This is a genomic window from Acinetobacter nosocomialis NIPH 2119 (assembly GCF_000368085.1).
GTDB lineage: Bacteria > Pseudomonadota > Gammaproteobacteria > Pseudomonadales > Moraxellaceae > Acinetobacter > Acinetobacter nosocomialis.
This window is the reverse complement of sequence record NZ_KB849239.1, coordinates 344230-368239: the sequence shown is the minus strand read 5'-3', so window position 1 is coordinate 368239 and position 24010 is coordinate 344230. Positions and strand designations below refer to the sequence as shown.

At 37.5% G+C, this 24010-nt stretch carries 27 protein-coding genes and 1 pseudogene; 12 read left to right on the top strand and 16 right to left on the bottom strand.

Going from position 1 to position 24010, the window contains the following annotated elements; translation table 11 throughout:
- Positions 1-263: 263 nt before the first annotated feature.
- From F984_RS05835 to F984_RS05790, 10 genes and pseudogenes are all read right to left on the bottom strand, one after another.
- Positions 264-1529: a hypothetical protein gene (locus F984_RS05835; RefSeq protein ID WP_004707792.1), complete on the bottom strand. Its 1266-nt coding sequence runs from the start codon at positions 1527-1529 to the stop codon at positions 264-266.
- A gap of 192 nt (positions 1530-1721) precedes the next feature.
- Positions 1722-2276, bottom strand: a complete 555-nt coding sequence (locus F984_RS05830) for a lysozyme (protein WP_004707790.1) — start codon at positions 2274-2276, stop codon at positions 1722-1724.
- Positions 2266-2466: a hypothetical protein gene (locus tag F984_RS05825; protein ID WP_004707788.1), complete on the bottom strand. Its 201-nt coding sequence runs from the start codon at positions 2464-2466 to the stop codon at positions 2266-2268. The genes F984_RS05830 and F984_RS05825 overlap by 11 nt, the downstream gene beginning before the upstream one ends.
- On the bottom strand, positions 2456-2707 hold the full coding sequence (locus tag F984_RS05820) for a holin (RefSeq protein ID WP_004707786.1): 252 nt from the start codon (positions 2705-2707) through the stop codon (positions 2456-2458). The genes F984_RS05825 and F984_RS05820 overlap by 11 nt, the downstream gene beginning before the upstream one ends.
- A 76-nt stretch (positions 2708-2783) precedes the next feature.
- Positions 2784-3812, bottom strand: coding sequence for an EpsG family protein (locus F984_RS05815; RefSeq protein WP_004707784.1), 1029 nt, complete (start codon positions 3810-3812; stop codon positions 2784-2786).
- 120 nt (positions 3813-3932) lie between these two features.
- Positions 3933-4331 (bottom strand): hypothetical protein, encoded by a 399-nt coding sequence (locus F984_RS05810; RefSeq protein WP_004707782.1) that lies wholly within the window; start codon positions 4329-4331, stop codon positions 3933-3935.
- Positions 4300-4737: a hypothetical protein gene (locus F984_RS05805; protein ID WP_004707780.1), complete on the bottom strand. Its 438-nt coding sequence runs from the start codon at positions 4735-4737 to the stop codon at positions 4300-4302. The genes F984_RS05810 and F984_RS05805 overlap by 32 nt, the downstream gene beginning before the upstream one ends.
- Positions 4738-4788: 51 nt before the next feature.
- Entirely contained in the window at positions 4789-5646 is an 858-nt protein-coding gene (locus F984_RS05800) for a hypothetical protein (RefSeq protein WP_004707778.1), read from the bottom strand.
- A gap of 93 nt (positions 5647-5739) precedes the next feature.
- Entirely contained in the window at positions 5740-5931 is a 192-nt protein-coding gene (locus tag F984_RS22745) for a hypothetical protein (RefSeq protein ID WP_004707776.1), read from the bottom strand.
- Positions 5927-6253 (bottom strand): annotated as a pseudogene (locus tag F984_RS05790) (site-specific integrase); the annotation flags it as partial. The gene F984_RS22745 and the pseudogene F984_RS05790, both read right to left, overlap by 5 nt.
- 287 nt (positions 6254-6540) lie before the next feature.
- Between F984_RS05790 and F984_RS05785 the strand changes: the two are divergent.
- The 8 genes from F984_RS05785 (at position 6541) to F984_RS05750 (ending at position 13952) form a co-directional block, all read left to right on the top strand.
- On the top strand, positions 6541-7476 hold the full coding sequence (locus tag F984_RS05785; RefSeq protein ID WP_002052950.1) for an ABC transporter ATP-binding protein: 936 nt from the start codon (positions 6541-6543) through the stop codon (positions 7474-7476).
- Positions 7473-8246, top strand: coding sequence for an ABC transporter permease (locus F984_RS05780; RefSeq protein ID WP_002052782.1), 774 nt, complete (start codon positions 7473-7475; stop codon positions 8244-8246). The genes F984_RS05785 and F984_RS05780 overlap by 4 nt, the downstream gene beginning before the upstream one ends.
- Complete coding sequence (gene queF / locus F984_RS05775; protein ID WP_004707772.1) at positions 8243-9055, top strand: NADPH-dependent 7-cyano-7-deazaguanine reductase QueF; 813 nt, start codon at positions 8243-8245, stop codon at positions 9053-9055. Before F984_RS05780 ends, queF begins: the two co-directional genes overlap by 4 nt.
- 23 nt (positions 9056-9078) lie before the next feature.
- A complete protein-coding gene (locus tag F984_RS05770) occupies positions 9079-9729 on the top strand; it encodes a hypothetical protein (RefSeq protein ID WP_002052502.1) in 651 nt (216 codons plus the stop codon).
- A gap of 126 nt (positions 9730-9855) precedes the next feature.
- Entirely contained in the window at positions 9856-10998 is a 1143-nt protein-coding gene (gene rodA / locus F984_RS05765; protein ID WP_004707770.1) for a rod shape-determining protein RodA, read from the top strand.
- 19 nt (positions 10999-11017) lie between these two features.
- On the top strand, positions 11018-12019 hold the full coding sequence (gene mltB / locus F984_RS05760; RefSeq protein ID WP_002052939.1) for a lytic murein transglycosylase B: 1002 nt from the start codon (positions 11018-11020) through the stop codon (positions 12017-12019).
- Between the two features lie 290 nt (positions 12020-12309).
- A complete protein-coding gene (locus F984_RS05755; protein WP_002052473.1) occupies positions 12310-12927 on the top strand; it encodes a septal ring lytic transglycosylase RlpA family protein in 618 nt (205 codons plus the stop codon).
- A 572-nt stretch (positions 12928-13499) separates the two neighbouring features.
- Complete coding sequence (locus F984_RS05750) at positions 13500-13952, top strand: Mpo1 family 2-hydroxy fatty acid dioxygenase (protein WP_002052736.1); 453 nt, start codon at positions 13500-13502, stop codon at positions 13950-13952.
- Between the two features lie 38 nt (positions 13953-13990).
- Here the strand turns inward: F984_RS05750 and F984_RS05745 are convergent, their stop codons facing one another.
- From F984_RS05745 to rpsB, 6 genes are all read right to left on the bottom strand, one after another.
- Positions 13991-14308 carry an AzlD domain-containing protein gene (locus tag F984_RS05745; RefSeq protein WP_004707767.1) on the bottom strand — a complete coding sequence of 106 codons (318 nt, stop codon included), beginning with the start codon at positions 14306-14308 and terminating at the stop codon, positions 13991-13993.
- Between the two features lies 1 nt (position 14309).
- Positions 14310-15026, bottom strand: coding sequence for an AzlC family ABC transporter permease (locus tag F984_RS05740; protein WP_004707764.1), 717 nt, complete (start codon positions 15024-15026; stop codon positions 14310-14312).
- Positions 15027-15120: 94 nt separating this feature from the next.
- On the bottom strand, positions 15121-15945 hold the full coding sequence (locus tag F984_RS05735) for an AraC family transcriptional regulator (protein WP_004707762.1): 825 nt from the start codon (positions 15943-15945) through the stop codon (positions 15121-15123).
- Between the two features lie 96 nt (positions 15946-16041).
- Positions 16042-16524 carry a DUF3465 domain-containing protein gene (locus tag F984_RS05730; protein ID WP_004707760.1) on the bottom strand — a complete coding sequence of 161 codons (483 nt, stop codon included), beginning with the start codon at positions 16522-16524 and terminating at the stop codon, positions 16042-16044.
- 64 nt (positions 16525-16588) lie between these two features.
- Entirely contained in the window at positions 16589-17464 is an 876-nt protein-coding gene (gene tsf / locus F984_RS05725) for a translation elongation factor Ts (protein WP_002052897.1), read from the bottom strand.
- Positions 17465-17601: 137 nt separating this feature from the next.
- Entirely contained in the window at positions 17602-18354 is a 753-nt protein-coding gene (gene rpsB / locus F984_RS05720) for a 30S ribosomal protein S2 (protein WP_001982118.1), read from the bottom strand.
- Between the two features lie 210 nt (positions 18355-18564).
- On the opposite strand from rpsB, the gene map reads away from it, so the two are divergent.
- The 4 genes from map (at position 18565) to F984_RS05700 (ending at position 23849) form a co-directional block, all read left to right on the top strand.
- Positions 18565-19389 (top strand): type I methionyl aminopeptidase, encoded by an 825-nt coding sequence (map, locus tag F984_RS05715; protein ID WP_004707758.1) that lies wholly within the window; start codon positions 18565-18567, stop codon positions 19387-19389.
- Between the two features lie 206 nt (positions 19390-19595).
- Positions 19596-20714 carry an OmpW/AlkL family protein gene (locus F984_RS05710; RefSeq protein ID WP_004707756.1) on the top strand — a complete coding sequence of 373 codons (1119 nt, stop codon included), beginning with the start codon at positions 19596-19598 and terminating at the stop codon, positions 20712-20714.
- 404 nt (positions 20715-21118) lie between these two features.
- Positions 21119-22465, top strand: a complete 1347-nt coding sequence (locus F984_RS05705; RefSeq protein ID WP_004707755.1) for an MFS transporter — start codon at positions 21119-21121, stop codon at positions 22463-22465.
- Positions 22466-22634: 169 nt separating this feature from the next.
- Positions 22635-23849: an MFS transporter gene (locus F984_RS05700; protein ID WP_004707752.1), complete on the top strand. Its 1215-nt coding sequence runs from the start codon at positions 22635-22637 to the stop codon at positions 23847-23849.
- Positions 23850-24010 lie beyond the last annotated feature (161 nt).

Genomic DNA, 24010 nt, shown 5'->3' with positions numbered 1-24010 from the left:
AAATCAATAATTTAACTATATTTTGGCGTAATGCGCTTTTTATCCACAGGTTTATAGGCCATTTTGCTTCTTACTAAACTACTACCAAATTTTGTTGAAGTAGACTTCATTTCGCAAAAAATTAATTTTTAGTTCATTTCTATTGAAGTCATAAAGTTTTGTGACTTTATTATTCTTTTCAAGCTCAGCAAGAAGGTTGCATGTGTGCTCAACCTTCCCTGCTTCATAAACCATGATCATGACTTGCATTGCTAGGGCCTACTTTACTGACTTATCTCAATAGGATAGTTTATTTTATATTTTGGGCTTACTAGTTTTTGAGGCTTCTTAGTTGCATAGTCAAAATTATACTTTGCTTTTATTTTACCTTTTGACTCAATATTCTGGATTGAGAAACCATTGTACTTACTAATTTCTTTGGCATTTCCAATCAAATAAACAGTCATATCTTTTTCAGAACTAAGATTTTTTATATTGAACTGAAAATTGTCCTGCTTTAAAGATAAGTTCGGGGCAAATTCATTACCTTTGATTACAAGATTATCAATAGTTATTCCACCCGTAATGCTTTTTGTATCAATCGTATTGTCATAAGCAAAAATCTGTGCACTTGAAGTGCTATCAATTAGATTTGTTACACCAGTAAACTTAACATCTACCGTGCGTTTGTCAGTAAGATTAGTTTGAATTGGTGACTTAACTCTAATCGCTGTAAGGGAGTCAATTACCACATTTTTTATTGAAGATTTTTCAGTATTCGCTGATTCTTCTGGCTCGATATCAATCGCTGCTGACGGTGCAACAGTATTAAATTTGTCAGATATATCTGTAATAGTTGGAACTTTAATAGTCAGTCCATCTACAGAAGCTATCGTGATACCATTGCGTCTTACTTTACTAATCTTAGCATTTGAAATCTGGATATTTTTTGGCGGACTATCTTTTACACTACCCCACTCACGGCCTATGTAAATTCCATCACCTGTCATATCTTCTATAACTGGATTTGTAACAGTAACATTACCTGATCCATCGTATATAGCTAAGCCATACCCCCACTCATGACTATTATTGCCAGTATATTTATGACTTGGCCTATCCCCAATAAGTACTGGCGATACAATATTCACATTAGAGACATTTCTAGCAACTAGTGTTGTATAAGAACTATAGTTATTTGGCTTGGTAATTAATTTAGCACCTTGTTCAAACTTTAAAGTTGAGTTAGAGCGTAAAATTAGTGAAGCTTTACTATTTTGTGCTGAATCATATTTTTGAGCTTGACCATCAACATAGTAAATACCATCAATTACAAATGGCACTTTCTTAGAAGTGGCATAGTCATAACCAGTTTGTAATTCTTTAGTCTGGGATTTAACACTATTTTTATCTGCGAACCATGAGGCTTTAAATTCTGTGGGATTTGCTTTTGCAAGTTCTTCAATTTTAGAAGCAGAATAAGGTGCACCCACACATAAGGAAGTGGTAAAAGTGCAAACGATAAATAAAGATGAAGTTAAAGCTTTCATTTTTAGAGTTCAAAAATAGACTTTGAGCAATATAACAAATCAAACTCATTAAATGTAAAACCTATTTTTGAAGACATTGTAAACACACGCTTATGCTCACATTAGTTTTAATAGTGTGAGCTGTGCAACCGGAGAAGATTAAACACAGCAATGTGATGATCGATGCAACTTTGGTGCGCGTACACCTATAAGTTACTTCTTTAAAAAAAGTGGTCGTTCAGCTTCTCGGCGACGAACTAGACCTTTCATAACCTTACCTCCTGCCTTATTCCATACAAGGAATTGGTTAGCAGCACCTTGATAGTCACCTTTATTAAGTAGCTTACGCAAATTTGAATTATGAAAAGCATCTGAACCAATGTTATAAGTCAGTGAAACCAATGCATCAAACTGATTTTGAGTTAAAGGCACTGTGACTGAATTATTTACAGTCTTTTCAAATTTAGTTAAGTCGTATTTAAAGTAGGCTTTTGCTTGCTCAGGTGTACAAGTATCACCTTGCCTTACCTTCACTCCATTTGGATAAACTGTGGTGCCAGTTCCCATAGTCCAGACTCCCTCGCCATCGTCATAAGCTTTGAAGCGCGTATCTTCGAAGCCAGAAATTAGATCCACTCCAACATCACTTGTAGTCATGCCAGAAGGCGCAAGTTTATCAACCACCTTATTTAGATCATATACTTGTGCTTGTGTAAGTTTGCCACCAGCAATGACGCGGGCAGCATCAAAAAAATTTTTAAATGTCATTTGATCCTGCCTTTGTTCGATCATGCCCAAAATAAGAATTGACGATGGTACCAGTCCAACCAACAACTGCACCTAAAAAGATATTAACTAAATCCTTATTTTCTTTTGGGATATCAAAGAAAAATAAGAAAATTAGAATCAATAATGCTAGAACCAATACTGCAACAGTAATAATCTGCTTACTCTCCATCACATGCTCCGTTATAGCTTTTCATACGTGCTGCATGTTCCAGTCGTTCTCTTCGATCCCGCCGAAACTGGAAATAGAAATTAACTAAAAAACTTAGAACCGTAATAATTAAACCAATAGCGGTAGCTGCACTGACCTGAAAATACCAGCCAAATAACGTCACTCCGCTCCCCGCATACATTGATTTTGTAGCCGCAGTGGATGCAACCACTTCAACCATATTTGCCGCCTTTTCAGACATGCTACCCCCTATGTTTTAGGCAATAAAAAAGCCCTAAGCTATTGAAGCAAAGGGCTTGTGATGGTTTGATGTGTGTTTAAAAGAAAGTAAGAAGATTACTTACATGATTTGAGAATAATGTGCTGATATAAAATGGATCCTTTGCTTCAAACAAAATTAGGTAACTACCATTGAAGAACAAGATGATATAAATCAGGTTGATAACAGTTAAGAACAATATATCTTGTAGCCTTGATCTTGATATCAATAGAACCAAGATAAATGGGAAGAATGAAACATACAGACGTCCAGCCGAGAAGAATAAATAATACCCCACAAGGAATAGCACAACTCCAATCAGCGACCAGTCATATAGTTCTTTATTTTCCTTATCCCCATAAAAATATAAATACAAGAATATAAAAATACTTAAAACAAAAGCTCCCCCGCCTCCGCTTCCTGTTTCACTTGAATATAGTTCGGCCTGTCTAAATCCAAAGTACTCAAGAAGAAACCTAGAGAACAAGAATAAGATAGCTGACACAACTGCAACTATTGAAATCATTGTCTTCGTGCTTTTCTTTCGCAAATAGAATAAATATAGTGCGTAAATAGCCGACACAATGAAGAAAACAGAATGAAAGAAAGAAAGAATAAAACAAGTTAAGAGCTTTTTCTTGTCACTTATATTTGAAAGAAAGACAAGTAAAAATATTGCAGTTGCAAAGCCTTGTCTAAGCACCATAATCTGGGCAGTTTCTAAGTATGAAACAAAAAAAAGCGATATAATTCCCAGTGCGAACATTATGAATGTTCTTGATTTTTTGGCAACTACATAGACAAATATACTTGTAATAATAGCACACATGAATTTGGGGAAAGCATCAGCAGAGAACGCATCACCAAAAAATTTTGCGGTAGTTAGAAAAAGTGGCTCATTAACTAAAAGTGATAAAATTGAGTCATAGTCACTTATCAAATCTCCTGCAATTTCAGCATAAAGTACATAATAATTACGGTCTCTAAACCATTCATTAGGCATAGAAACCGCAAAATAAACATATATTAAGCCAATAAAAAAAGTAACCAAGAAATATATAGCTTTTGATTCATTAGAGCTTTTCATTTTGATCTTGTAGAGTTACAGACGTCATAATTCTACAGACCAAATGAAATTAATAAAGCTAAAAGCACAATATTTAAATAATTACTCCCATGCCCCAATATTTGATGGAGACAATACCGTTCAGCGCCATGTCTTATTTGAGTTTGTCAAATGAAGAACTTGAACACCTTCAGAAGCACTTAGCCCATAGTATGTTGATGTGCCCCAGCAGTCTGTTAGACCTCCTGGAATGTTGAGAGTTGCACCTTTAACAAGTTTATGCACTACTCCTTCTTTCCATTCAATACCATTATTCAAGTCTGTCCCAACATCTTTAGATGATTTAACTAAACCACCATCACCAACCTGCATTACATTAATAAGATCAACATATTGACCATTAGCTACAATTACACTACTTCCAATATTTGAACCTGAATTTATTACCTTACCACTACGAGCAATAAAAAGCCCATCAAATAAAAATCCAGTTCCACTTTTCTTTAAATTAGATAAAAAAAGTAGCTGTAACCGGACCATCTACAGTCGCCAGATTAATACCTTTATCTGTATTTGTGCCATTTGTTCCCCATACAGCCTGAAAGCCATCTACAGTGATAGAACAGTTCTCTACACCATCTTCAGCAAGAATATATAGAGGTGCTCCCTTAACATCTTCTTGACCGCATCCTAATATAGTTAAATTGTGGGGGTTTGCAATAAAGAAATTAATTGTTTCAGAATCACCATTTGATTTTGCAATATGCTCGCCATAGCTATTCTTTAAAGGTAACGTTTGAAAGTTTTGCACATTATATGACTGCTTAAAATTATTCATTAAGAATGTTTCTAGCAGGTTGGTTGTACCAGTGTAAACCTTGTTTCCATCATATATATCAACCCCAACCTCACCTGTGAATGATCCATCAGGATTTACTGCGGCCACAGACTTAAAGTTTCTATAAGTGTTGTTAAAAAGATTATTTGCCTTAAATGCTTACTTAACATTGTCAAACTGAAGGTTTTCTGTCTCACATACTGCATGGCGGGGTGCATAGAATCCAAATTCGCCATTCTCTCCACGTCTTGCTATTCCCAAAGATTCTGCTGTGCGCTTTGCACTAGTTAAAATCGGCGTAGTTGGCAAATCCGGTTGAGAGTTCAGATAATCAATCACAAACATTGGATCATTCTCGCCTGATCTCACTGGCTGAGTAAGGTCTACTGGTCTTTTTGCTTCATCTGACTTATCAGCTTTTGCATATGCTACTCGCACCTTATTTTTATCTGCCTGCAATTGCTTTTGAAGTGCTTTATCAACTGATAATCCTGCTTCAAGCATATTGGTGGCTTTAGCACCAGTCATATCGATAAAAGCATCCAAATTATGTTGCATTACTTGATGTTGTTCTTCTTGACGCTGGCGAAGAGGAGTACCAAGTTCTGGATCCTTGGCAGTTTCAACTTCAAACTTGAGTTGGGCGGGATCCCGATTCATTTGTCCTTCAGTTAATTGAACTGGATAAGGTAAATCTTGAGAAAGTGCTTGACGGATTGTGGCCTGATCGACTTGAGCTGCACCAACATTTGCAGGTGCTGGACCTTCTGCTTCTGGTGTTCTTAAGCCTACCATCTCACCCATGCGTTGAACACCTGAATGAATGGCATTAGCTACAGCTTGAACTGGTCTTACTGCCATTTGTCCTGCACGCTCAGCTATTGGTGCAATTGCTTGCCCTGCTCTAATAGCCTCACCTTGTGCAATTGGTGCAACACCACGAGCAGCTTGTCCTGCTAACGCTAACTCACTCAAAGCAGGGGTTAAAGCTACTAAAGGCTCGGATATTTCACCCAAAACTTGAGTATATTCTTGGCCTGTTTGAGTACAAGATGCATAGGTTAAGTCTGCTGCGCCTTCTGCTGCATTTTGAGAAATACATTGAGCTACTTAAGGTGTACCAAAGCTACCTGACATGATTTCTCGGCCTGCTTGACTAATGGTTCCACCAATCATCCCAAGCGTACCGCTCGTAGCGCCTGTTGCAGAAGATAGTGCTGTTTCACCTAATCCAAGTGCCTTATCAGCAAAAGATGGTTCAGGAACTTGCGGGGCTGATTGTGGTTGCTCATAAGTGATCACGCCATTGGACTAAATCATCAATGGTGACCTTTGAGAGTTGTTTTTGACATAACTTTTTATACTCACTTTTAAAGAAAGCCATTCGCTTGACTTCATTCTCATGAGTTTTCTTTTTTATGCTTACTTCATTTAAATAGCGTTCAATAGCTTCTAAAAATGAATGGTTAGGAAGTTTACCATGCGATTGTTCCCGTAACTGAATCTCACGTTTAGATGCCCAAGCCCTTGCTTGTGCTTTTGTATCAAAGGTTGCACTTTCGCGAATTCCGTTTACACTTATCTCGGCTCGCCATGTATCGTTTCGTTGTCTAAATGAGGCCATAATTTTCTGGCGTAATTGTAGTAACCGAAATAATAGGAAAAAAATAGAAAATAATAGAAGTACAGATTATTGGCTAATTTGGCATTTGTTTGTTTTATATGAAATAATAGAAAAAGACAGGAAAACCTAAGAAGTTGTTAAATTTAGACAAGTGCCCGCCGGGCGCACCAATTTATATATAATAACTTCATAAAATTATCTCAATTTCATTAAATTCCGACTATTTTACTTGGTTTATTAATCATTATCGCTCAAAATATACCCCTCTTTCATAATGTGAGAATTTCATGACTGATGCTTTGGTTTTAAGAGATTTGTCCAAAACATATCGTAATGGTTTTCAGGCGTTAAAAGGTATTAACCTCACTGTGCCTGAAGGTGAATTTTATGCGTTGTTAGGCCCAAATGGTGCCGGCAAATCAACAACCATTGGTATTATCAGCTCCCTCACGAAAAAAACTTCAGGAACTGTTGAGATTTTTGGACATAATCTCGATACTCATCCATCGTTGGCAAAACAGCAGCTTGGCGTTGTACCCCAAGAATTTAACTTCGGGCAATTTGAAAAAGCATTCGATATTTTAGTTACCCAGGCTGGTTATTACGGTATTCATAAAAAGATTGCCGAGAAACGAGCGGAACATTATTTAGAAAAACTTGGCTTGTGGGAAAAACGTAATATACAAGCACGTATGCTGTCTGGTGGTATGAAACGCCGACTAATGATCGCCCGTGCCATGATGCATGAACCTAAACTTCTTATTCTAGATGAGCCTACTGCGGGTGTAGATATTGAATTACGCCGTTCTATGTGGGATTTTCTGACCGAAATGAACGAAAACGGTACTTCTATTATTTTAACGACACATTATTTAGAAGAAGCAGAAATGTTGTGTCGTCAAATTGCCATCATTGACCGTGGTGTCATTAAAGAAGATACCAGCATGAAAAATTTCCTAAACCAGCTGAGTGAAGAGTCTTTTATTTTTGATTTAGCAGAACCAATTGCCCCACTCCAGCTCAATATTATTGGTGTGAAGTTCAACTTAATTGATAGTAGTACTTTAGAAGTAACAATGGATAAAGCACATACATTAAATGACTTATTCCAACTTTTAGAGTCACAAGGTATTCGTGTTCGTAGTATGCGTAACAAATCGAATCGCCTTGAAGAGCTATTTGTCAAAATGGTCGAGAAAAATCTTGAAGGAGCGGCAAAATGAACTTTAACCAACTGCAAATTGCCCTTTGGACTTTAGTTCGTAAAGAAGTACGCCGTTTTCTTCGCATTTGGCCACAAACTTTATTACCACCTGCGATTACCATGAGCTTGTATTTTGTCATTTTTGGTAATTTGGTTGGCTCACGTATTGGGCAAATGGGCGGCGTGAGCTACATGCAGTTTATTGTACCTGGCTTAATCATGATGGCTGTTATTACGAACAGCTATGCTAACGTGTCTTCTAGTTTCTTCAGTGTTAAATTTCAAAAGAGTATTGAAGAACTCATCATGAGTCCCGTGCCCTTACATATTATTTTATGGGGCTACGTGATTGGTGGTATTTGTCGTGGTGTCTTGGTTGGTGCCATTGTTACTGCGATGAGCATGTTCTTTACCCATCTTTTTATACATAACTGGTTCGTAACTATATATACAGTATTAATTACATCCGTTTTATTTTCCTTAGGCGGCTTTATTAATGCAGTCTATGCAAAATCATTTGATGATATTTCTATTATTCCAACCTTTGTACTTACTCCACTCACCTATTTAGGTGGTGTGTTTTATGCCATTAGTGCCCTTGGTCCTTTTTGGCAAAAACTTTCTTTAATTAATCCTATTGTGTATATGGTAAATGCTTTCCGTTTCGGCATTTTAGGTCATAGTGACGTGAACGTTACGTTCTCTTTAATCATTGTGACATTATGTTGTGTTGTACTTTATGGAATTGCCTACTATTTACTTGCTCGTGGTTCAGGAATGCGTGAATGAGTGTCGAACAGTCTTTATTGGGTAAAGAAACCCAATATCCAACTAGCTATCAACCCGATGTGTTATTTCCAATTGCACGTGCTCAATCTCGTGAAAAATATTCACATATTGAAGGTATCAACCAAGGTAAAGATTGGTGGCATGTTTTTGAAATATCTTGGTTAAACTCGCATGGTATTCCACAGGTTGCGATTGGCAGAATTACCCTGCCTGCTTCTTCACCAAATTTGATTGAATCAAAGTCATTAAAGCTATACTTCAATAGTCTTAACTTCACCCAGTTTGGCTCTAAAGAGTTATTTATTGAAACGGTTGAAAAAGATCTATCGTCTGCAGCTGGTGCCAAAGTTGAGCTAACGCTATTTCAAGTAGATGAACTTGATATTTCTAAACCACAAGGCATTTGTATTGATGATCTAACACCTGAACGTTTAGAACAACATCCCGATGCATCACTTTTAAAACTGGATGAGTCTGGTGAAGAAGTCGAAATTGAACTGTATTCTCATCTTTTGAGAAGTAACTGCCCAGTCACGGGACAGCCAGATTGGGGTACAGTTTTTATCCGTTTTAAAGGCAAAAAACCTTGTTATCGTAGTGTTTTAGCTTATATTATCTCGTACCGTCAGCATAATGGTTTCCACGAACAGTGTGTTGAGCAAATCTTTGCAGATATTTGGCAAAATTTGCGACCTGAAAAGCTGATGGTTTATGCAACTTATACTCGCCGCGGTGGACTTGATATCAATCCTTGCCGAGTATCGGATCTATCATGGATGCCAAAACCGATTCGATTGGCACGACAATAAAACGAATAATTTGAGGATACACCATGCCGTTTTTTGGTTTTACCCCTTCTGAAGGCTTATTGAACGATATACAGACTGGAATTGCGAATAAGAATTCCAGTGAACCGTTATATCCACTTCGAGACAAAATTGCTTTACAACTTAATGAGGAAATTATTGAAAATGTACTGACTCAGTTAGTACAACATTTCCCAGCGAGTGAAAAAAGAGATACTGCCGAAAAACTAGCTGGTTATGTCAAATCAACAGTTGCTGTGCTTTTAAAGCAATTACTAAGTAAAGCACCAAACGATGTTGTTAAACAATCCGTGGAGTTTTCAGAGAAAAGCTTATTTAAAGACCCACAAGGTCAATATAAAGTTGGTGTAGCTTTAGATGCTGGTTTAGTTACTAATTTGAAGCATAATTTTGCCGAGCTTCAAGCAGGTAATGACATTAATAAAGCAGCCTTAGCAGAACTATATAAACAGTTTGGTGATGCTATGGTTAGACACTTTATGTCTGATTTTAATAAAACATTAGATTTAGGCATGATTAAGCGCAAAGCAGCTGATATTGGCGCAGCAGCTGTAACAAAAGCAGTCCACATTGCGATCGACAAACTTATTCCAAGTTTAAATCGCACTGAACTAAAAGCGATGGCTGAATATCACGATAGTTTATTCTTTAACTAACAGAAAATAGACTATCGGAAACCTGGCGAGAGCCAGGTTTTTTTATTGCAAAATATTGATATACATTGCCATTAATCAGGTTTATGTTAGCATGCGCCAAGCACTGATTGACCTAGTTAAAGCCGCATGTCTCCTAGTCCACAATATAAATTTTTACGCCAAGCTCCTCGAGATGGTCTTAGTACTGCCATGCAACCATCGCGCTGGCAGCAACTTCATATTGACCCGTGGTTATGCCTATTTTTATTCCTAAATGCCCTATTAGGTTTAACGGTACTATATAGTGCATCTGCACAAGATGTAGGCTTAGTCAGTAAACAAGCCATGAGCTTTGGTATTGGCTTTTTAGTCATGATTAGTCTGGCTCAAATTCCCCCTAAGGTTTATCAAGCTTTTTCACCTTACTTTTATTTATTTGCATTATTTTCCTTAATTGGAGTTATGGTCTTTGGTGAAGTCCGCATGGGGGCTAAACGCTGGATCGATATTCCCGGTTTCGGAAGCGTGCAACCCAGTGAGTTCATGAAAATTGGCATGCCAATGATGATTTCATGGTTTTTAGCACGCAAACCACTTCCTCCAAGCTTTTCTCAAGTTGTTTTATCATTAATGTTAATTGGTGTTCCTTTCTTACTGATTGCAGAACAACCTGACTTAGGAACCTCTCTACTCGTATTAGCAAGTGGTATTTTCGTACTATTTTTAAGTGGGTTATCTTGGCGCATGATCGGTGCCGCAGCAGCTTGTGCAGCTATTGTTATTCCAATTGCCTGGGAATTTCTTTTACACGACTATCAGCGTCAAAGGGTTCTAACGCTACTTGACCCAGAAGCAGATGCATTAGGAACAGGCTGGAATATTATTCAGTCCAAAACAGCTATTGGTTCTGGTGGTTTCTCAGGTAAAGGCTTTCTTGAAGGTACACAATCACATTTACACTTTTTACCCGAAGGCCATACTGACTTTATTATTGCGGCTTATTCCGAAGAATTTGGCCTAATTGGCGTACTTATATTAGTTATTCTTTATTCAGCTATTATTTTTAGAACATTTCAGATTGGTTTACAGAGCTTTCATAACTACGGTCGTTTAGTTGCTGGTGCCTTTGGTTTGTCTTTTTTTGTTTATGTATTTGTAAACGCAGGAATGGTCAGTGGTATTTTACCTGTAGTGGGTGTTCCTTTACCTTTTATGAGTTATGGCGGTACCGCTATTATTACTTTAATGGCCACTTTTGGTTTAGTCATGTCTATTCATACACATCGATAATTTGGAATTTTAAAAAGATATGTTGTCTCAATTTATTAATAAAACTTTAAAAGCGCTTGCCTTGTGTACCGGCCTAGTGAGCACAAGTCATTTTGCTCAAGCCAATGATTTTGTAAATGATCCTAATTATTTAAATTTTAAACAAAAAGCCATGAATACTTATGGTTTAAGTAGTGTACAAGTAGATGCCGCGATGAGCGGTGCAAAAAATTTACCAAACATTATAAATATTATGACTCGTCCAGGAGAAAGTAAGCCTTGGTACGATTATCGCTCTATGTTTTTAGTTGAAGGTACTATTCAACGTGGTGTCCGGTTTAAAAATCAATATGCAGATGCGCTTAACCGAGCTGAACAGCAATTTGGTGTCTCTCAAGCTGTTATTTTGGGTATTTTAGGTGTTGAGACTGGATATGGGGCAAATAAAGGTTCTTTTATCACTCGTGACGCACTTGCAACATTAGCATTTGGTTACCCTCGCCGTGCTGATTATTTTAGTGATGAGTTAGCTGCTCTGATTGCATGGACTTACAAAGAAGGCTATCCAACCAATAGTATTGTTGGCTCTTATGCTGGAGCAATTGGCTATCCACAGTTTATGCCAAGTAATATCAGTAAGTATGGAGTAGATTTTGATGGTAATGGTCATATCGATCTTCGTAACTCTGCGGAAGATGCGATTGGTTCAATTGCAAATTACCTAGCAAAGCAAGGTTGGCAACGTGATCAGCCAATTGGTTTTATGGCTCGTTATGTAGGCTCAAATCCAGAAAGTATTATTGCTAAAGATCTCACTCAACCTACTCCGTATGGTGTGCTCAAAAATCAGGGAATTTCTCCATTAAACCCATTAGTTAAAATTGATGACTTAGATATGGTAAATGTTATTCAATTACAAGACTATAACGGTCCAATTTACTATTTAACCTATCCAAATTTTCAGGTAATTACAACCTATAACAAAAGTCGAATGTATGCGACTGCTGTATGGTTATTAGGCACAGAGGTAGCTAGCCGATAGGCTAGCTTTTTGATGAGTTTATGTAAAAGTCAATAAATATTTTTGTTAAATCGATCACAATACATACATTTTAAATACTTTGTTACATATTTGGTTATTTTTTAACCTAAAACTGTAAGTTTTTGCCCTTTTTGTAACTATTTCTCGTTAAAGACTAGACACTCTCCGTAAGCGATGAATATTATCCACCCCAATCAAGCAATTGCAAAAGTGAATAATTAGGCATGTTCACTTCAATTTTTAGCCTGTTGGCTAAAAGAAAAAGAGCATGTTCTCAGGAGTTTATATAAATGCAGTTATCGCTGAAATACATTCTTGCACTGACGGCTAGTTTAAGCATGGCCCCACTGCACGCTGAAATGATGCAGTCATCATCATTAAACAGTGATGTAGATGGTCCAAATGCAAATTTAGCTGCACGTGTATTGAGTAAAGATACTCAAAGCTTTAATTCTCGTTTTTCTAACATTAACAGTCTTTCAATCACTGAACGTTCTGGCGATCAAATTCGTCGTCAAGCTATCGCAGCTAAAATTGAAATCCCTGAAGATGAGCCTTCAGTGATTGAAAAACTTAACACAGTAGCTTCAAATACTGTTCGTAAGTTTAGCCAAACTGGTATGGCATCTTGGTATGGTCGTCAATTTCATGGCCGTAAAACTGCAAGTGGTGAAACATTCGATATGAATGCACTTACTGCTGCTCACCGTAGTCTGCCATTGAACTGTTATATCCGTGTTACAAATAAAGACAATGGTAAAAGTGTGGTAGTAAAAGTAAACGACCGTGGTCCATTCCATGCAAATCGTGTACTTGATTTATCATACGGTGCTGCAAAACGTCTTGGTATTACCAATGCTGGTACTGCAAAAGTAAGTATTGAACGTGTAGACGGTCCTACTTCATAAGCGATTACTCCTAGAGTTCATGGAAAAGCCACAAATTAATTTGTGGCTTTTTAATTTTTAGACCCAAAAATATAAAAATCATGCTAAAAATTTTGTTTTTTTACTCATTTTTTAATTACAAAATTGATTATTTTTTAACCCAAAAACACATCATTTTATTACTCATTCATTTTTGCTTATATTTTTTGATTAGAGCCATTTTAAAAAAATTCCGCTACCCTAGTACCACCTTAGTCCCAAAAAAGCTGTTTATAGCGTTTTAAAGCAAGTTGAGTTGAGCTTTTTTCTATTATTTTCCAACTTTTCATAAAAAAGTGGTTTTTGTAAGGATTTCCTCACTTCAAAATCCAAAAATAAATAGCCTGATTTTTTAAAACGATTGTGCTGCCTTTTAAGATTATTTTTTAATTTTTTCCACCCTGCTTTTTCCAGATGATCAGTCCTTAATTTTTAAGGTCACATGAATGTACGATAAGGAAGATTTTTGACTTTTCTTGTCTATCTACATAACAACAGGATAAAATATAGACATAAAAAGAATGACTCAAAATTAGACATGGAGAACAAGGTCTATGAAATCTATTGCTGAATGGTTTGATGAATACAGTGAAAGCCATCAAAATCCAACGAATAAGAAAATTCATTGGGTATGCGTCCCAGCTATTTTGTTTTCTATTATCGGAATCATCGCCCACTTTAGTGCTTTGCTCACTGCTTTACTCATTGTACTGACTCTTATTTTCTATGCTCGACTCGATCTTGTACTTGCAGTAGCGATGGCTGCGCTTCTCGTTGTGATGGCTTGGCTCATTTATGCCCTACCTGTAGGTATAGGGTTTTATATTGCAATTTTTGTGATTGCTTGGGTTGGACAATTTTATGGACATAAAGTTGAAGGTAAAAAGCCCTCTTTCTTTAAAGATTTGCAATTTCTATTGATTGGCCCAGTTTGGTGTATGGATGCCTATCTTGGAAAAATATTGCCAAAGTGGAAAAGTCGGCAGAACAAATTGATTACTCAATAATTTATTAAAAAGCTGAATCTTTGAGGTTCAGCTTAAGTTTACTGATTTATTAGAAAATTTATAAAATAGAAAAATGCCAGACTGAGTAGCACACTTGGTAAGACTTTTTTTAAATAAAAAGCAATTACAATACAAAATATTGTCGCATATAAATATGGATTATCTAAAAGACCTCTTAGTTCATTTCCTTCAAAAAAAATTACTGGTATACAAATAGCAGTTAATAAGCAAGGGGCTGAATAATTCAACATTTTATTCATCAATATAGGTAATTTTACTTTTACACTGGGTTCCAAAAAATAATAACGATTAAAAAACACAATAGCCGCTAATCCTAAAATCATGAGCCATGACATCTTATTTTTCTCCTGTTCTATTTTCTGCAACAACAGCAATTAGCATTCCCAATAAACCGGAAATCAGAATGGCGCCTTCAACATGAAAAAATTTGAGAATAAAACCACTAAAACAAGTTGTTAAAACTCCGGCTATGACAGGCTTTTCCTTACACATAGGGATAATCATGGCCACAAAAATAGCAATAATCGAAAAATCTAAATGGTAGGACAATAAATCTGGAATCGCCGTAGCCAATAAAATTCCAACTAGACTAAAAATTACCCAAAATAAATAAAAACATATACCCGCCCCCAATAAATAATGAGGATGCCTTTTTTCGTTCGGAGCACTTAAGGCAAACAATTCATCTGTTAGTAAAAAACCTAAACTTAATCGTTTGGGCAAAGACAAAATAGAAATATCATTTCTTAAAGTTAATGCATAAATAAAATGTTGAGCAGTAAGAAAGAAAATCGTGATATAGATTGTTAATAATGAAGCACCCTCCATCACCATACTCAAACTGACCAATTGTGCAGCACCAGCAAACACAATTCCTGACATTGCCAATGCTTTATAAAATGATAAACCTGCATGAATTGCCATTGAACCAGCCAAAATAGCCCACGGAATAACCGAAATAGACAATGGCAGTATATCTACCGCCCCTCGTAAAAAAACATGCGGAGGTCGGCTTTTAGAAAATCTAATAGATTGATTTAAAGGAGTATTCATCTCTAGACATCTATAATATTAAATATTTATAGATTTTCTTCTATGCAGGTTAACTTCTCTTGAACAAAATTGCGTTTAGAAATAAAAATAAATTTTAGAGATTAAGACTTGCTACATACTGGGTAGGTGTAACACCCATGGCCTTTTTAAAATGACGGTTAAAATGACTTTGATCAGAAAATCCACATTGCTGTGCAACCATCACAATTTGATCACCTTGCTTTAACAACTGTCTCGCTTTTTGCAAACGTGCCTGCACTAACCACGCATGAGGTGGCAAACCCACATGTTTTTTAAATTGTCTTAAAAAATGCCAAGCACTTAATCCGGCCATGTCAGCCAATTCCTGCAAAGAAAAATTCTTTTCAGGCATATCTGCCAACAAATCTTTAACTTTTAATATTTTCGAATAAGCTTCTGGTAATTCACAAAAGGTGTGTCGAGATTTACCGTGGCGCATCATTAAACATGCTAATGTGGATAGATACATGGTTTCTTTAAGCAAAAAATTGTCTTTTTGTTCTAATAAATCAAATAATAAACAAAGTTGTTGAGACAAACCCAAGTCCTGAATAACTGCTTGCGGAAACCAAGGTGCCCCATGGCCTTGCTCAAAAAAATCTTGGCTTACTTCAGCAAGCATTTCGGGTGTAGGATAGATTGCACGGTAACGCCAGCCCGATTCAACAGCAGATGAGCCTGTGTGAATTTCATCTGCATTCACCAAAATAATGTCGCCTTTAGGAGCGACATGTAATTGACCCGTCCTAAAAAAAGACTGTGCACCTTCTTCAATAACACCAATACAATATCCCTCATGGGTATGCTTTGAAAATTGCGTTTGATGGTAATGTGCTTTTAATAATTCTAAACCGCCCAACTCTCGCAAATGCAAGTAGTCAGCCTGTTCCCGGTGCATATATACATCTCATCTATTTATCTAAAAAAAACATAGCATGTTTTAAAAAGATGCATAGAACAAAATTGCTGTTAGATAGAAATGTATACTCTATTTCTATTGGTAAATATGCCCGTTATGTTTCAACCAACCATTTTCATGGCGGTTTTGTGGGTCATGATGCGTCCAATGCAATACACCACCTTTTTCGTTATATTCATACTCACCATTAAATTCGACAATATCCCCTTTATGTAAATCTTCAATTTTTGGTGCTAAATCAATATTATGTGCGACCAAAATTGAAAGACCATTTTTTAATACAAGAATAAATTTCTGATGTTTTGTCCCATCATTATCTTCTCTTAAAATTGCTTTTACTCGACCACTTCCCTGCACTTGAACATTACTTTGTCTGCGATCGTAGGCAGCTTTTATAGTATCTATCCCATCATTTGAAAACGTAGTTTCAGTATGCTGAGTGGCAGGACTTGATGATGGCGATTGATTTTTCTTATGCCCAGATAAATCCAGACCGAAATATGCAGCGATTAATAAAATAATAATGCCGCCAATACTCAGATTTTTTTTATTTGTCATCTTTATATTCCGATTTCAACAGGGATAAAAAAAGCCCCATAGGGGCTTTTTTTGAAGATACGAATTACTTCGCAGCAGCTTGAGCAGCAGCAACTTCTTCAGCAAAGCTAAGTTCAGCTTTTTTCTCGATACCTTCACCAACTTCGAAACGTACGAAGTTAGCAACAGTTGTACCAGTTGCTTTTAATACATCAGCAACTTTTTTCTCGTTGTCGATAACGTACATTTGACGGTCAAGAGCAACTTCGTTTAAGTATTTCTCAACAGAACCAGTTACCATTTTCTCAACGATGTTCGCTGGCTTACCAGATTCTAACGCTTTCGCTTCAGCAATTTCTTTCTCTTTAGCGATAAGGTCAGCAGGAACAGCTTCAGCGCTTACTGCTACTGGGTTGAATGCAGCAACGTGCATTGCGATACCTTTACCAGTGTCAGCATCACCAGTGTAAGAAACTACAACACCGATTTTTAAACCGTGTTTATAGATAGCCAAGTTTTCGCCTTCAACGATTTTCGCGCGACGAACTTGGATGTTTTCACCGATTTTTTGAACAAGCGCAATACGAGCTTCTTCAACTGATTGGCCATCAGCCAATTTTAATTCAGCGATTTTAGCAGCATCAGTTTCGCCAGCAGCTAAAGCAGCAGCAGCAACTGCGTGTGCAAAGTTAGAGAAGTTTTCGTCTTTAGCAACGAAGTCAGTTTGACAGTTTACTTCAACTAAGATCGCTTTATTACCGTCTTGAACGATAGTGATTGCACCGTCAGCAGCAATGTTGCCAGCTTTTTTAGCAGCTTTAGCTTGACCAGATTTACGAAGGTTATCAATAGCAAGTTCGATGTCACCGTTCGCTTCTGTTAATGCTTTTTTGCATTCCATCATTGCAAGACCAGTACGGTCACGTAATTCTTTTACCATGCTTGCAGTAATTGCAGTCATGTTGATCTCCTAAAATCGGTAGAAAATAAATCTGTTCAACAAAAACGGCCCAAAGAAACTCTGGGCCGTTTGCACTCTCGACGCTTAATTTGCCACCATTACATGTCGCAAAAATGACAAGCCTGCGTCAAAACGCATTAAGCCTCAGAAGCGTCTTTCGCAGCGTCATCGCCTTTTGCTTGAGCGTTCGCTTGAGATTGAGCGTATTCTTTACCAGCAAGAATTGCATCAGCCATAGCTGAAGCATATAAAGTTACTGCACGGATCGCATCGTCGTTACCAGGAATAACGTAATCAACGTTATCTGGGTTAGAGTTTGTATCAACGATACCGATAACAGGAATACCTAAGTTCTTAGCTTCTTTAATTGCAATCGCTTCGTGATCAACGTCGATTACAAATAATGCGTCAGGTAAACCACCCATGTTTTTAACGCCGCCTAAAGAGCGCTCAAGTTTTTCCATCTCACGAGTACGTTCTAAAGCTTCACGTTTAGTAAGCTTAGCAAAAGTACCGTCTTGAGATTGAGTTTGAAGATCTTTTAAACGGTTGATAGATTGGCGAAGTGTTTTCCAGTTCGTCAACATACCACCTAACCAACGGTGGTCTACATATGGTTGACCAGCGCGTTGAGCTTGTTCACGGATGATGTTAGAAGCAGCACGTTTTGTACCAACGAACAAAACTTTGTTCTTTTTGCTTGCTAATTGGTTAGCGAAGTTCAAAGCATCATTTAACGCAGGAACAGTGTGCTCAAGGTTGATGATGTGAATTTTGTTGCGCGCGCCAAAAATGTATTGACGCATTTTTGGGTTCCAGAAACGAGTTTGGTGACCAAAGTGCGCACCTGCTTGAAGAAGGTCGCGCATGCTTACGTTGTAATCTGCCATTTTCTTTACCTTAAAAGTTGGGTTAGGCCTCCATATATCCGCATTCTCCACCTTTTTACGGGCACCCAGAGTAATGTGACGATATATGTGCGGATTTTTTACTCCACCTATCAAAATTCTTCGTAAAAGATATTCACGAAAAGCATTTGATAAAATGGGCGGCTATTTATACCATAGACGCTTGTAAATTACCAAAAGTTTTTAGAGATCATGAACAGTACTTATACAGCTCCACGTCGATTAATCAAAACACCAGATGAAATTGAAAAAATGCGCATTGCAGGACGACTGGCGGCTGAAGTTCTAGAGATGATCAAGCCGTATATTAAGGCCGGTGTAAGCACCCTCGAACTTGATACGATTTGCCGTAATCATATTGAAAATGTACAACACGCTATTCCAGCCTGCGTAGGTTACGGCGGTGCTCCAGGACGCCCTGCTTTTCAACACTCTATCTGTACTTCGGTTAACCATGTTGTATGTCATGGTATTCCTTCTGAAAATAAAATCTTGAAAAACGGCGATATTCTTAATATTGATGTAACCGTGATCAAAGACGGTTATCACGGCGACACTAACATGATGTATATCGTGGGTGGTGAGACTTCTATTTTGGCAAACCGTTTATGTAAAGTTGCTCAAGAAGCAATGTATCGTGGAATGGCAACGGTTAGAGACGGTTCATATTTAGGTGATATTGGCCATGCCATCCAAAAATATGTCGAGTCAGAACGTTTTAGCGTAGTACGTGAATATTGCGGCCACGGTATCGGTACTGTCTTCCATGACGAACCTCAAGTATTGCACTATGGACAACCTGGTACAGGTATGCGTTTAGAAGCAGGTATGACTTTTACCATTGAACCTATGGTCAATGCGGGTGTTTGGCAGACTAAATTGCTTGGTGATAAATGGACTGTTGTAACTAAAGACCATAAACTTTCTGCTCAGTATGAACATACTATTTTAGTGACTCAAACAGGTATTGAAGTGTTAACAGCTCGTCCTGAAGAAGACCTCTCACGCTTCAATTAATAATTTAATCAGATTTAATAAAAGGCTACTTTATGTAGCCTTTTATTTTTTATTTTGTACTTTTTATTAATAAATCTTTCTAAATATAAACAAATATTTCAAAAACATTACAATTATTAATTTTTATTACACAATCATTTTAATAAAACGCGCTATGGTGGGCTCAATAAAAATCAGTAAACAAATGTCCGGACATGGAGTCCTTTATGATGAAAAAGTCATTATTTTGTATGACAGCTGCCTTTTTTGCTCTGCCTACAGTCACTTTCGCTGCTTCACCATATTTTAGTTTTAAAGATGGTGATGGTTTCAAGCGTTTTTCGGTTTCTGCTGGCTGGTTACATGCCATGCCACAAGGAAGCGCAAATCCAGTTAATATTAATACTAGTGTTGCAGAAGGAACTACTTCTAAAGTTGGAGATGTATCTACAAAAGCCGTTTTAGACGCAATCGACCAAAGTAAACCTTCAGGAAAATTCTGGTATAGCACTATTAGCCTTCTGGATAAGTTTACTGACACCCTTCCCTCATCACTTGCAGGTACAGCAGAAATTAATGGTCTGTCTCAATGGGAACAACAAGGTTCTGGCTTAGAAGCTGCTGATGTTGATACTGCCGGACTTATGTTTAACTACAACTTTACGGACAATTTATCTTTAGAAATTAAAGGCGGTATTCCACCTAAAGTAGATATTAATGGAAAAGGTAATATTTATGCTCCTCTTTCTGGTAAAGCTACTCCACTAAAAGATGGATCTGTGATTGGAGGAATCTTAGGAGATGGTATTGCCAAAGCGGGTGGGGATATTCCTTTAAAACAAGACATTCATATTACTGATCTTTCTCAAGGGGGTAAGGCTGCGACTGCACGTGCATGGTTACCAGCTGTGGAATTGCAATATCAGTTTGGCAAAACAGGAGTAAATAAGTTCCGTCCTTATATTGGAGCTGGTGTGATGTATGCCTACTTTAATGATTTAAAAATGAATTCTGGTATTGAAGCCGATTTAATTCAAGCGGGTCACATGATACAGAATATTCATGATAATAAGGCAGGTGCAGCACTAGATCGTAAAACATCTTCTGCAGATCCAGTTGTAAAACTTAAAGCGACTGATGCTTTTGCGCCAATTGTTACATTAGGCGCAACCTATGACTTTAAACCAAACTGGTTTGCTGTAGGTTCAGTTTCATACTCAAAAATGAGCAGTGATGCCAAAATTAATGTAATTGATCGCAATACTGGAAAAGAGTTAATTCGTGCAAAAACGACCATTGATATCGATCCACTGATCACATATGTTGGTATAGGTTATCGTTTCTAATTTTTTAAAAGCACCCCAGCTATAAAAGCTTTACTAAAGGCTTTTATAGCTTTTTTATTAAAAAAATTAAAGCTGCTTCTTTTTAAACCAATATGCTAAAAAAATGAGCATTTCTTATTAAAAGAATCTCTCATCATTTTCCTATTGCTTCCTATTTTCTTAATTTTGTTTTAGTCATTAATTTTCTTAATTTCTAACTAATTTAATAAAATTAAAAACTAAAGTTTTCCTCTTAGTAAAAATTATTTTTTGGCACGTCCTTTGCTTTATTACAACATGATGAATCAATGGCGATTCAATGGATAAACCAAGACGGCCAATGACGTCCGCTCTGATCGGTATGCAAATAGACATTTCATTTTGTCATGCAAATTAAAATTTCGTTCAGTTCAGGGGGACGGCGTATGTCTTCAAATATCAATCTAGATGCAAAAAAAGCAACTGAGATTAAATTATTTAGTTTCTCAACTCCAGCCATGCGTGCGTTCCATATGTCTTGGCTCGCATTTTTTGTGTGTTTTTTCGCATGGTTTGCATGTGCTCCTCTAATGCCTGTTATTAAAGGCGAATTTGGCTTAACAAAAGATCAAATTGCCAATATTAATATTGCCGCCGTTGCGATTACGATTTTAGTACGACTTGCTGTAGGACCACTTTGCGATAAATATGGTCCACGAATTACCTATACAGCCCTACTCTTACTCGGCAGTATTCCGGTATTTGGTGTCGCTGCTGCTAACAGTTATGAATCTTTTCTATTCTTCCGCTTGCTGATTGGTGCAATTGGCGCAAGCTTTGTCATTACGCAATATCATACAAGTATTATGTTTGCGCCTAACGTTGTAGGCACAGCAAATGCAGCAGCAGCTGGTTGGGGCAATGCTGGTGGCGGTGCAACTCAAGCGTTAATGCCTTTATTACTCGGTGCAATTGTCATGTTTGGTGTCGAACAAACTATGGGTTGGCGCATTGCTCTCATCGTACCTGGTGTAATGATGGTGATTGTGGGAGTGCTTTACTGGAAACTAACTCAAGATTGCCCTCAAGGAAATTTTAAAGAAGTTCGCGCACAAGGTATTGAAGTTGGCAGTGGCAAAAAAGGCGGTATGGCAATTTTAATGCAAGCTGCTCGTAACTACCGCGTCTGGATTTTATTTCTTGCTTATGGCGCATGCTTCGGTATCGAAATTTTTATCCATAACGTGGCAGCGATGTACTATGTTGATCAGTTCAAAATGGATTTAAAAACTGCGGGCTTAACGGCCGGAATATTTGGCCTTCTCGCATTATTCGCACGGGCATTGGGAGGCATTATTTCAGATAAAGTCGCACTTAAAAAAGGACTAGACGGACGCACTAAAGTACTTGTACTCATGATTTTAGGCGAAGGTTTATTTTTGATTCTTTTCTCTCAAATGAACGGCGTCACTCTCGCTATTCTTTCAATGACTATCTTTGCACTATTTACTCACATGGCCTGCGGCGCAACGTATGCATTGGTACCATTTATTGATCGCAATGCATTAGGCGGTGTTGCTGGAATTATTGGTGCAGGTGGGAATGCTGGAGCAGTAGCAGCTGGTTTCTTGTTAAAAGGTGTACTTGATGTTCAAACTTGTCTCTTTATTTTAGGTGGACTGGTTATGGTTGCAGGTTGTAGCGTAATTTTGATTCGCTTCACAACCGAGCATAAAGAAAAGGAAAAAGTACTTTTTGAACAAGCTCTACTTGAACGTAATTCCGCAGCTTAATTTTCATAATAAGCAGAAATTAAAATGATTTCTGCTTATTTACTTTTTATAGCGTCACATACCTCTTTCAAGCTTTTTAATTCTTCTTAAATATTTTTATAGATATATCGATATTATTCGATATATTTTTTACAATGATTCATCACATTCTTATAACTTTACACTCACAATGACTAAAACAAGCAACCAGTTTTCTCAATCACTCATTTATATGCTCATTGGTAGTGCCATTATTTTGGCTCTTTCATTAGGTGTACGTCATGGTTTCGGACTTTATCTGGTCCCAATGAGCCATGATTTTGGTTGGGGTCAGCATGTTTTTAGTCTCGCAATTGCTATGCAAAACCTAATTTGGGGAGCTGTGCAGCCTTTTACCGGTGCAATCGCAGACAAATATGGCAGTAAAGTTGTGGTTGCTGTCGGCGGATTACTTTATGCCCTTGGTTTACTCTTAATGGCTTTTAGCTCAAGTGTACTCATTTTGAATTTGAGCCTAGGTCTTATTATTGGTTTAGCTTTATCAGCCACTTCATTCACAGTATTACTTAGCGCAGTAGGCCGAGCTGCTCCACCAGAAAAAAGAAGTATGGCAATGGGCATTGCCAGTGCAGCTGGTTCTTTTGGCCAATTTATTATGCTGCCTTCCACTCTTCTCTTACTTAAAACAGTGGGATGGTCGTCAGCTTTAATGGTAAGTGCGCTGTTAATCGCTCTTATCATTCCTCTAGCATGGATGTTAAAAGGGCCAAGCAACCAAGCCCCAAAAGCAATCGCTCAACCTCAGCTCACCTTTAAACAAGTACTAAATATTGCTAGAAAACATAAGCCGTTCTGGTGGTTAGCTTTAGGTTTTTTAGTGTGCGGATTCCAGGTTGTTTTCTTAGGTGTCCACCTACCAGGCTATTTAATCGATCACGGCTTTGATGCAGCCACAGGTACAGTATTTCTAGCTTTGATCGGGTTATTTAATATTGTGGGAACTTACGGTGCAGGTTGGTTGGGAGACCGTTTCTCGAAACCTAAATTATTAATGGCACTTTACGGAAGCCGTGGCATCGCAATCATTGCCTTTTTATTATTACCTTTAAGCACTTATACGGTATATGCTTTTGGCATCATCATGGGACTTCTATGGCTCTCTACAGTTCCGCTTACAAACGGCATTGTGGCAAATATGTTTGGTGTTAAATATCTTTCAATGCTGAGCGGAATCGTGTTTTTCACCCATCAAGTTGGTTCTTTCTTTGGCGGTTGGCTTGGTGGTGTTAACCATGACTTAACAGGTAATTACAATGCGATTTGGCTCTGCTCTATTGCATTGAGTATATTAGGGGTAATCGTACATTTCTTTGTAAATGAGGAGGCTGTTATTCATGACGCATAATGCCTTACTTTTGAAAACAATTATGACTTTCTTCATTGCCGCTCTTCTGGTTCTTTCTATCGTATTATGGAAGCAGACGCCTGATTTATTTGAATATTTTAATCAAGCATTTTGTGCACACTAGATAGATGAGACACTAAAATCAGTCTGTACATTGTCAT